Raw genomic sequence first — 11003 nt, 5'->3', positions numbered from 1 at the left:
AATCGTGCCACAATGGCCGGCGGTGGGCGTGCTCTTGGTCGATGCTTGCATCAGACTCTCCGATGGTTCGAGTGTGGAAACCCAAACCTACCGGAAAGGGCGCGCTCACCGCCCCATGGAATCTACACCCTCTCTCCTTGCGTGAGAGGGAAGGACGACGAACGAATGACCCCTTCGCGCATCCATCGGCTGTCGCTGACGCATTTCCGCAATTATCGGGCGGCGAGCGTCTCGACGCGCGGTGACGTGGTGGTGCTGGTCGGGCCGAACGGCGCCGGCAAGACCAATTGCCTCGAAGCGATCTCGTTTCTAGCGCCGGGGCGCGGCCTGCGTCGCGCCACGCTGGAAGACGTCGCCGACAACCAGGGCGACGGCTCCTGGGCCGTCTCCGCCGAGGTCGAGGGCGCGCTGGGGCTTTCGACGCTCGGCACCGGGATCGAAGCGCCCGCGCAAGGGGGCGAGAGCGTCAGCCGGCGCTGCCGCGTCGATCGCGAGCCGGTAGGCTCGGCTGCGGCTTTTGGCGACCATCTGCGCATGGTGTGGCTGACGCCCGCGATGGACGGCTTGTTCATGGGCGCGGCTTCCGAACGACGGCGGTTCTTCGACCGGCTCGTGCTTGCGATCGACTCCGAGCATTCCAGCCGCGTCTCGGCGCTGGAGCGCTCGCTGCGTTCGCGCAACCGGCTCCTGGAAGTGCGCAACTATGACGACCATTGGTGCGGCGCGATCGAACGCGAGACCGCGGAGCTTGCGGTCGCGGTCGCGGCGACGCGCGGCCAGACCGCCGCAAGACTGTCGGCGATGCTGCGCGAGCGCGCGCAGGGCTCAGCGTTTCCTTCGGCCGAGATCGCGCTCGACGGCTGGATGGAGAATGCGCTGCTCAGCGAGCCCGCAACGGCCGTCGAGGACCGCTACCGCGAGATCCTGCGCCTCAGCCGCGCGCGGGATGCCGCCGCCGGACGCACGCTCGACGGCCCGCATCTGACCGACCTGCAGGTGGTCTATGCGCCAAAGAACATGCCGGCGCGCGACGCTTCCACGGGCGAGCAGAAGGCGCTCCTGATCGGGCTGGTGCTGGCGCATGCGACGCTGGTCGCCGAGATGACCGGCATCGTGCCGCTGCTCTTGCTCGACGAAGTGGTGGCGCATCTCGATCCTAGCAGGCGCAAGGCGCTGTTCGACGAACTGGCAAAGCTCGGCGCGCAGGTCTGGATGACCGGCGCCGATCCCGCCGCGTTCGTCGATATCGGAGCGAATGGCGAGATCTTCGACGTCGAAGCCGGCCGCATCAGCCGCCGCGGGTGAAGCTACTTTCCCGGGGCGCCTGCTTTGGCCCCATCGAGCACGCGGTCGATCACCGCGTCGACGAGATAGGTCGAGCCCTTCTCGGTGAGGTGAATGCCGTCGCTTGCGGTGATATCGCCTGCGCTGTCGCCGATCCGGGTCAGGCATCCCTCGCCATTGCACAGCACATCCCAGGCGGAGACGAATTCCGCGCCGGCGGGGGAAAGCTTCTCGCGCATCACCGCGTCGAACCATCCGCTCGTCACGCCGCCGCTCCAACGCGCCGGGAGCAGGCCGTGATAGAGCAGGAAATAACGCAGCACTTCATTCGGCAGCCCGCGCCGCCAGGTCGGCACCGCGCCGAGAACGACCACGCGCGCGCCGGTCTCGCGCTTCAGCGCGGCAGCGGTCTCGGCGATCTCATCCAGATATCTATCCCAGGTGCCGTGCATCAGCACGATGTCGGGCCTCGCATCGCGGATCAGCGAGAACACCTTGTCGTTCATGGCGCGGCAGTTGGGCGTACCGGGTATATCGACGTTCAGGACAGGGACGCAGGACGCCGAGGTGAACTGCGCGATGCCGAAATTCTTCGTCTCCTGCGCCTTGCGCAAGCCGGGCAACAGCGCGCCCGCCGTCGAGTCGCCCCAGATCACGACCAGCGGGCGGCGATCGCGATCGACGCAATCATCGGCGAACGATGTGTCGCGGCCGAGATCGAGCAGGCATTGGTGGAACCGCCATTGCGCTGATTGTGTCGACACACCGGCCATGGCGCGGATTTCCGGCGGCAGGCGGAAATCGTAGCCACGCCCCCAAACGACAGTGCCGCCGAGCGCGGCCACGAGCACCATGCTCGCGCCCAGCGCAACCAGTTTACGCGGCTGCGGCCGGCCGAAACGCAGCGGCTTCTCGATGTAGCGGTAGGTCGCCCAGGCGAGCAGCACGCTCAAGAGCAGGATCAGCCCGCGTTCGAGCAGCGTCAGCGGACTGAACTTGATCAGCGCGAAGAACACCAAGAGCGGCCAGTGCCAGAGATAGAGCGGATAGCTGATCAGCCCGATCCAAACCATCGGCCGGCTGGCGAGCACGCCGCGGTTGAGCCAGGCTGTAGGCGCCGACAGCAGCAGCGCAGATCCGGCAACCGGCAGCGCCGCGCGCCAACCCGGAAACGGGCTGTGGCTGTCGAACAGGCCAACCGCGAGCGCGATCAGGGCGAGGCCTGCGAACGCACGCCAATCGCTCGCGGCGCTCGGCTTGCCGATCTGGCTCCAGCCCAGCGCCAGCAAGGCGCCGGCGAGCAATTCGAAGGCCCGCGTGAATGGCAAATAAAAGGTCGCGACCGGGTTCGCGCCGATCAGCGAGAGATTGAGGGCGAAGGAGACGGCGCCGAGAATCGCGGCGATCCAGAACAGTTTCAGCCGCAGCCGCGCGGCCAGCATCAGCAATAGCGGCCAGAACAGGTAGAACTGCTCCTCGATGCCGAGCGACCACAGATGCAGCAGCGGCTTTTTCGCCGATTCGACGTCGAAATAGCCCGACTGCAGCAACAGCGCGATGTTGGCGAAAAATGCGGCGCTGGCAAAGACGTCGCTGCCCAGTTGCGCATAGGCAGATGGCAGCATGACCAGCCAGCCCGCGACCAGCACGACCGGAAGCACGACAATCAGCGCCGGAAAAATCCGCCTGATGCGCTTGGCGTAGAAGACGGCCAGACTGAAGCGCTCCTCGTCGAGCCCGTGCGCGATGATACCGGTGATCAGGAAGCCGGAAATCACGAAGAAGACATCGACGCCGACGAATCCGCCCGGCGCGGCTTCAGGAAAAGCGTGGAAGATCAGCACCAGCATCACGGCGATGGCGCGGAGGCCATCGATATCGGGCCGGTAAAGCTGGGACGACAGGGACAAGGGCGGATAATCCGGAAATTGCGGAACTAGGAGAGGGCATCGAAGTCAGCCTGCTTCGATGCCCTCTGTAGCAGGTACGCGAAGCACCGCCAGAGGGAGCCCGACGAGCGCTCCAAATCGGGATTCTCGTGCACTCGAAATGGGCCTCGAATCGCGCTTTTTCGCGGCCTTTGAAACAGCCTTGAACCGCCTTGAAAAAAGGCAGAAAAATACTATTTATTCAACAGCTTGCGGCGACAGACTTTGCGCTAGGCGCGATGCATCTTTCGTGGCACAAATAGTGTAATCAGCCCTCAGTTTTGCGCCGCTGATTCGGGACATCCTAAGGCCTCACATGACAGAACCAGCCCGGCAGACCCCTGCCGAAAGCGAGCATTCCATTCCCGTGGAGTATGGTGCGGAATCGATCCGGGTCTTGAAGGGCTTGGATGCCGTGCGCAAGCGGCCGGGCATGTATATCGGCGATACCGACGACGGTTCCGGCCTGCATCACATGGTCTATGAGGTCGTCGACAACGCGATCGACGAAGCGCTCGCGGGCCATGCGACGCGCGTGGAAGTCGTGCTCAACCCCGACAATTCCGTCACCGTGCGCGACGACGGCCGCGGTATTCCCGTCGACATCCACAAGGGCGAAGGCATCTCCGCGGCCGAGGTCATCATGACCCAGCTCCATGCCGGCGGTAAATTCGACCAGAACTCCTACAAGGTTTCGGGCGGCCTGCATGGCGTCGGCGTCTCCGTCGTCAACGCGCTGTCAAGCACGCTGAAGCTCCGCGTCTGGCGCGACGGCAAAGAGCATTACGTGGAATTCGCCCACGGCGATGCCGTCGCCCCCCTGAAGGTGGTCGGCGACGCCCAGGGCAAGCGCGGCACCGAGGTCACCTTCCTCGCCTCCACCGAGACCTTCAAGAACATCGAATATGATTTCGCGACGCTCGAACATCGCTTGCGCGAGCTCGCGTTCCTCAATTCCGGCGTCAACATCCTGCTCTCGGACATGCGACATGCCGTCGAGAAGCGCGAGGAGTTGCATTACGTCGGCGGCGTCGAGGAATTCGTCAAATATCTCGACCGCAACAAGAAGGCGATCGTCGCCAATCCGATCATGGTCCGTTCGGAGATGAACGGCATCGGGGTCGAAGCCGCGCTGTGGTGGAACGACAGCTACCACGAGAACGTGCTGTGCTTCACCAACAACATCCCGCAGCGCGACGGCGGCACCCATCTGGCCGGCTTCCGCGGCGCGCTGACGCGCCAGGTCAACGGCTATGCCGAGGCCAACGCGAAAAAGGAAAAGATCACGCTGACCGGCGACGACTGCCGCGAGGGCCTGACCGCCGTGCTCTCGGTGAAGGTGCCGGATCCGAAGTTCTCGTCGCAGACCAAGGACAAGCTGGTGTCCTCGGAAGTGCGTCCCGTTGTCGAGAACGTCATCAACGAGGCGCTGGCTGCCTGGTTCGAGGAGCATCCGACCGAGGCGAAGGTCATCGTCGGCAAGGTGATCCAGGCCGCAGCCGCTCGCGAGGCCGCACGCAAGGCGCGCGAACTGACCCGCAAGAATCCGCTCGCGATATCCTCGCTGCCGGGAAAACTGGCTGATTGCCAGGAGAAGGATCCCGCCAAGTCGGAACTCTTCATCGTCGAGGGTGACTCGGCAGGCGGCAGCGCCAAGCAGGGCCGCAACCGCGAATTCCAGGCGGTGCTGCCGCTGCGCGGCAAGATCCTCAATGTCGAGCGCGTCCGCCCCGACAAGATGCTGTCCAGCGAGCAGATCGGCACGCTGATCACCGCGCTCGGCACCGGCATCAGCGACGACTTCGCGATCGACAAGCTGCGCTATCACAAGATCATCGTGATGACGGACGCCGACGTCGACGGCGCCCATATCCGCACGCTGCTCTTGACCTTCTTCTATCGCCAGATGCGCGAGATCATCGACGGCGGCTTTCTCTATATCGCGCAGCCGCCGCTCTATAAGGTCACGCGCGGCAAGTCCGAGCAGTATCTGAAGGACGAGCGGGCGCTGGAAGATTATCTGATCGAGGCCGGGCTCGACGATTGCGTGTTCACGCTTGGCACCGGCGAGGAACGCTCGGGCCGCGATCTGCGTTCCCTGATCGACGACGCCCGCGTCATTCGCGCCGTGCTGCGCAACCTGCACAGCCGCTACAATCGGAAGGTCGTCGAGCAGGCCGCCATCGCAGGCTTGTTCGGCAAGGACATCTACAGCAATCCGGAAACCGCAGCGGCCGCGGCAGAATACATGGCGGGACGGCTCGACAATCAGGCCGAGGAAGTCGAACGCGGCTGGACCGGACAATTCGTGGAAGGCCAGGGCTTCATGTTCGAACGCACCGTGCGCGGCGTCAAGGATGTCGCCGTCATCGACGACGCCTTCCTCGGTTCGGCTGACGCCCGCAAGCTCCACGAATTCCGGGAGCGGCTGCAGAGCGTCTATGCCCGCTCCGGCAAGCTGCGCCGCAAGGACAGCGAGCAACTCATCTACGGCCCGGTCGACCTGTTCGAAGCCGTAACCAACACGGCCCGCAAGGGCCTGACCCTGCAGCGCTACAAAGGTCTCGGCGAGATGAACCCGGAGCAGCTCTGGGAGACCACGCTGGATACCGAAGTGCGCTCGCTATTGCAGGTGAAGGTCAAGGAGGTCGACGAGGCCGACGACATCTTCACCAAGCTGATGGGCGACGTGGTCGAGCCGCGCCGCGACTTCATCCAGGAAAACTCACTCAGCGCAAACATCGACATCTGACGCGAAGCGCGTGTCGATGGTCTTGCTCTAAAGCATGATGACTTTTCTTCGAATCGTCATCCCGCTTTAGCTCTTTGTTTGAGCATGATCTCCGCGCAAACGCTTCGCGTTTGTCGCGAGGGAAAACCGGTGTCCACTTTTCCGGATCATGCTCTAGAAGCCGAACATCCTCGGTAATGCCAGAGACAGCCAGGGAACGTAGGTCACGATCATCAGTACCGTGAACATCACAAAATAGAACGGCCAGATACCGCGCATCACCTCGTCGACCGAGACCTTGCCGATGGCGCAGCCAACGAACAGGGTGGTCCCGACTGGGGGCGTCAGCAATCCGATACCGAGATTGAGCAACATCACGATGCCGAAATGTACCGGATCTATGCCGAAGCTCTTCACGACCGGCAACAGGATCGGCGTGCAGATCAGCAACAGCGGTGCCAGATCGAGTGCCGTTCCAAGAACCAGCAGCATGATGTTCAACCACATCAGCAGCATGTATTTGTTGCTCGATATCGCAACGAAGAACTCCGTCATTTTCGCCGGCATCTGCATCAAGGCGGCGACATAGCCGAAGCACGACGCTGTCGCGACGAGGGTGAGCACCATGGCTACCGTCTGCAGCGTCCGATAGATCAGCACAGGCAGATCCGACCACTTGTAGTCGCGGTAGACGAACATGGTGACGAAGAACGCCCAGACGCAGGCGACCGCGCCTGCCTCGATCGGCGTAAATACGCCGGAGAGGATGCCACCCAGCACGATCGCTAGTGTCACGATCCCCCACAGCGCGTCGCCGAGCACTCTGATCGCCTGGCGCATCGGCACGGGCTCGCCCTTTGGATGCTCGTCACGATACGCGTAGAACAGGCAAAGCAGCATCAACGAAAAGCCGAGCAGCAGCCCTGGAATCACGCCGGCGAGAAACAGACTGGTAATCGAGACCACCCCACCCGTCGCCAGCGAATAGATCACGGAATTGTGGCTTGGCGGGATGATGATGGCTTGAAGCGAAGCGCTGATAGTCACGTTGGTCGCGAACACCCGCGGATAACCTTTCGCAGCCATTTCGGGAATCATAACCGAACCGATCGCTGACGTGTCGGCGACCGACGATCCCGAAATTCCGCTCATGATCGTGGTCGCGAGGATGTTGATTTGCGAGAGGCCGCCCCGCAGGCGCGTGAATCCGACCAGCACTGCGGCAAAATCGACCAGCCGTCTGGCCATACCGCCTTCGGCCATAATGGCGCCCGCCAGCACAAAAAACGGGATCGTCAGCATCGAGACCTTGCCGACGCCGCTGGCAAACTGTTGCATGACGGCACCGACGGGCAGGTCGATCCAGAGCGCGCCGGCGAGCGACGAAAGCGCCATCGCATAGGCGATCGGCATGCCGATGGCGAAGAAAAAGCACATGCTGAGAAGAAGAATGGCGATATCCATGGGGATTCACTCGACAGGAACGTGAGCATCGCTGCCGTCACGCGGTGGCGGACCGATGGTCAGGCGCTCGACGACGAACAGGAACATCATCGCTCCGCTGACTACGATCGGAAGGTAGGTGACCCCGACCGACAGCCATGGAAATTCGTCGACTGAATTGCCCCAGGTGGTCTGAACGAGCTTCAATCCCCACACGAACATGAACAGCGCAGTCACGCCCATCAACAATTCACTCAATATCAGCGAGGCGCGGCGCAACACCGGCGGCAGCAAATCGGTACCCACCGTCATGCTCATGTGAATGCGCTGACGATAGCAGTTGGCTGAACCGATGAAGGTGATGCCGACCGTCAGTAACACGGCCATCGGCTCGGGCCATGACGAAGCGCTATTCAGGACATATCGGGTATAGACTGCCCACGGAATGACAGAGCAGACGAGCACGAGCGCCACACAGGCAATCACGGCTCCCGTCCAGTAGACTGCATTCACAAGCCGCCGGAACATGCCGGTCCAATCAGGTCGGGACCGTTGCTCGTCATACATTTGGACCTCGCAAGAATAACAGCGATTCAAATTGCTCCGGCAAATCCGGCGTCCGGGGGGAGCGGACGCGGTTCGGCCATTCGCCCGTTGCAGCGCGGGAGCTATTGGACCGCCTCGATCCGCTTGATCATTGCGGCGTACTTTGCGCCATACTTGTCCCAAACCGGCTTTACGGCGTCCTGGAATGGCTTCTTGTCGATATCGGTGATGATTTCGGTCCCGGCAGCCTTCATCTTTGCGATGGCTGCGTTTTCCGCCTCGTACCAAAGCACGCGCTGCTCGGCCTGCATTTCCTTGGAAAATTTTTTGATCAGTGCCTGATCGTCCGGCGACAGCTTCTGCCACGACACGCGCGAGAACACCACGATTTCCGGAATGATCAGGTGCTCGGTCATCGTGAAGTATTTGGCAACCTGATAGTGGTTCTGCGCTACAAACGAAGGCGAATTGTTTTCCGCGCCATCGACCACGCCGGTCTGCATCGAGCTAAAGACCTGATCGAAGCCGAGCGCGACTCCGTTGCCGCCAAGCGCGTTCATGGTGTCAACGAACAGCGGATTACCGATCATGCGGATCTTGAGGCCCTTCAGATCGGCCAACGTTCGGACCGGCCGCTTGTTGTTGTAGATATTGCGCGAGCCAGCGTTCATCCAGCACAGCCCAATCAGACCAGCCTTGTCGTTCGCCGAAATCTTCGCAAGCAGCTCATCGCCGATCTCGCCATCGATCACCTTCTCCATGTGCCTGGAGTTCCGGAATACGAAGGGCAGGTTGAAGACGTTGACGTCGTCCACGACCGGGCCGACGGCCCCAACCGAAATACGAGCGATCTGCAGCGCGCCGAGTTGCGCCTGCTCGATCATTTCCTTTTCGCCGCCAAGTTGCATGGACGGGAACATCTGGATCGACAGCCTTCCATTGGTGGCGGCTTCCAGCTTCTTGCCCATCCGGACCATGGCTTCGACCGTCGGATAGCCCGACGGATGAACGTCCGCTGCCTTAAGGACCGTTTTTGTCTGGGCCTGCGCGGGGGTTTGCTGGATAACAAAAGCCGCGCCGAACCCGGCGCTCAGCTTGATGAAGTCGCGCCGTTTCATCTGGATCCTCCCAATATATTGTTGTCGTTGTCGTTGATCTTCAACCTCAGGTTTGTGCGTCGAAGAACTCCGGGTTGATATTTTGAGTGGCGGAGATATCGACGAGCAGCCTTTCGAGATGCCTGGCCATAGCCATTCCCGCAGCCGGCGGATCATGATCCTCGATCGCAGTCATGACGCGTTCATGCTCCGCGATCACCTGCCTCATTCGCCCAGGTTGCGGCAGCGTCAGGCGGCGATAGCGATCCACGTGGACCTTCACCTGCAGGATCAGCTTCCAGATGCCCGGGTATCGCGCGATCTCGGCGATGGTTGCGTGGAACAGTTCGTCCGCTTGATGGAATGCTTCGCGATCGCTGGCGGCGCTCGCTTCGCGCTGGCGTTCCAAGATAGAAAGCAAATTCAGGATCTGGCTTGAGGTGGCGTGCTCTGCCGCCAATCGGGCGGTGGTTTCCTCCAGCGCCTTGCGGATGGTGATCGCCTCCGGCAACGCCGCGATTGGAATGCGCGAGACGAAGATGCCGGATTGCGGATATATCTCCACAAGACCTTCGTCCGACAATTTCAGGATAGCCTCGCGGACGGGCGTCCGGCTGACGCCATGGGAGAGCGCGATTTCCGCTTCCGAGATCGCCTCGCCCGGGCGTCGCTGCAGTGACACCAATTCGGCGCGCAGATCCGCATAGATCCGCGCCGACGCCGTCGCTGTTCGTGGCCGACCGCTGCGGCGATTGCCGGCGGCACGGACGGTGGCTTCGGCTTTCCTCATGGAGCGCATGACAGCATCCTAATTAATATATTAGTATATGAACTGGAACGAGCCAAGCCGGATTTGCTTGGTTGCACCTACAAATTGTGCTGCCGCCATGGCAGTCTAGATGACGGCCATCTACTCGCGCGGCGCCAACGCCACACGGCTCGCGCTGCCGGAGTAGCCTTGTCTCTTAGCCGGCGTCGGTCGCGGCCAATGGCGGCAGGCTTTCGGACTTGCGCGTGAGGTCGATGAGCTGGCGCAAGCCGGGCGGCGGCTGGCGGCGGCTTGGATAGTAGATGGTGAAGGGCGGGCCTTCGGAGGCCCATTCCGGCAGCAGGATTTCCAGCGCGCCGGATGCGACTTCCGCTTCGACCCGCCGCGCCAGGCAATAGACAAATCCCACGCCGCGTAACGCCATGTCGACCGCATGCTCGGTCTCGTTGGCGCAGACCGGCCCGCGGACATCGAGCCGGATCATCGAATCGCCGTTGCCCAACTCCCACGGGAAGTTGCGGTTATCGCCGACGCGCATCTCGACGCACGGAAGCTGCAGCAGATCGCCGGGAGCGTCGGGACGGCCTGCACGCGCGATCAGTTCGGGCGAGCCGACCACGACCCACTTCAACGGTTTCGTCAGCGCGATCCCCACCATGTCAAGCGGCACGCGATCGCCATAACGGATCCCGGCGTCAAAGCCCTCCGCGATGATCTCGACCATGCGGTCCTCAACGGTCACGTCGACCTGCATGCCCGGAAACTCCATGCAGTAACGCGGCAGCACAGGACCAAGCACGAGGCGCGCGGCATCACGGAGAACGTTGAGACGAAGCCGCCCCACCGGCACACGCCGATGGTTCTCCAGCCCGGTCAAGGCATCGCGGATGGTGCGAAATCCGTTCTCCAATTCAGCAGCGAGCGAGGCGCCGGCCGCGGTCGGCCTGATGGAGCGGCTGGAGCGATGCAGGAGTCTCACGCCCAGGTCGGACTCCAGCTTGCGCAGGCGATGGCTCAGGGCGGACGTACTCACGCCGAGCTCAATGCCCGCTTTGGCAAGGCTGCCCCGGCGCACGATCGTCAGGAACACGTTCAAATCCGCCAGCATGTTTCGGTCGAACGTTTTCATGAACGGCCCCTCAAGGCGTCGTTGAGCTGCACTCAACGAACCTACCCTGGTGGCCGCCGTTTTACGACCCATACTC

At 62.3% G+C, this 11003-nt stretch carries 8 protein-coding genes; 2 read left to right on the top strand and 6 right to left on the bottom strand.

Going from position 1 to position 11003, the window contains the following annotated elements:
- The first annotated feature begins 165 nt into the window (after positions 1-165).
- On the top strand, positions 166-1305 hold the full coding sequence (recF, locus tag ACZYOF_RS29025) for a DNA replication/repair protein RecF (RefSeq protein WP_463717926.1): 1140 nt from the start codon (positions 166-168) through the stop codon (positions 1303-1305).
- A 2-nt stretch (positions 1306-1307) separates the two neighbouring features.
- Here the strand turns inward: recF and ACZYOF_RS29020 are convergent, their stop codons facing one another.
- Positions 1308-3194, bottom strand: coding sequence for an acyltransferase family protein (locus tag ACZYOF_RS29020; protein ID WP_463717925.1), 1887 nt, complete (start codon positions 3192-3194; stop codon positions 1308-1310).
- Positions 3195-3528: 334 nt separating this feature from the next.
- Here ACZYOF_RS29020 and gyrB point away from each other — a divergent pair, with 334 nt between their 5' ends.
- Positions 3529-5964, top strand: coding sequence for a DNA topoisomerase (ATP-hydrolyzing) subunit B (gene gyrB, locus ACZYOF_RS29015; RefSeq protein WP_463717924.1), 2436 nt, complete (start codon positions 3529-3531; stop codon positions 5962-5964).
- Positions 5965-6117: 153 nt separating this feature from the next.
- Here gyrB and ACZYOF_RS29010 read toward each other — a convergent pair whose 3' ends face one another.
- From ACZYOF_RS29010 to ACZYOF_RS28990, 5 genes are all read right to left on the bottom strand, one after another.
- Positions 6118-7407: a TRAP transporter large permease gene (locus ACZYOF_RS29010; protein ID WP_282531279.1), complete on the bottom strand. Its 1290-nt coding sequence runs from the start codon at positions 7405-7407 to the stop codon at positions 6118-6120.
- A 6-nt stretch (positions 7408-7413) separates the two neighbouring features.
- Entirely contained in the window at positions 7414-7953 is a 540-nt protein-coding gene (locus ACZYOF_RS29005) for a TRAP transporter small permease (protein WP_463717923.1), read from the bottom strand.
- 101 nt (positions 7954-8054) lie between these two features.
- Positions 8055-9050, bottom strand: coding sequence for a TRAP transporter substrate-binding protein (locus ACZYOF_RS29000; protein WP_463717922.1), 996 nt, complete (start codon positions 9048-9050; stop codon positions 8055-8057).
- Positions 9051-9096: 46 nt separating this feature from the next.
- Entirely contained in the window at positions 9097-9828 is a 732-nt protein-coding gene (locus ACZYOF_RS28995) for a GntR family transcriptional regulator (RefSeq protein ID WP_463717921.1), read from the bottom strand.
- 166 nt (positions 9829-9994) lie between these two features.
- Positions 9995-10927, bottom strand: coding sequence for a LysR family transcriptional regulator (locus ACZYOF_RS28990; RefSeq protein WP_463717920.1), 933 nt, complete (start codon positions 10925-10927; stop codon positions 9995-9997).
- Positions 10928-11003 lie beyond the last annotated feature (76 nt).

Source organism: Bradyrhizobium sp. LeoA1Lang, from assembly GCF_055413685.1.
The sequence above is the reverse complement of the archived record's forward strand: the minus strand, read 5'-3'. Positions and strand labels throughout refer to the sequence as shown.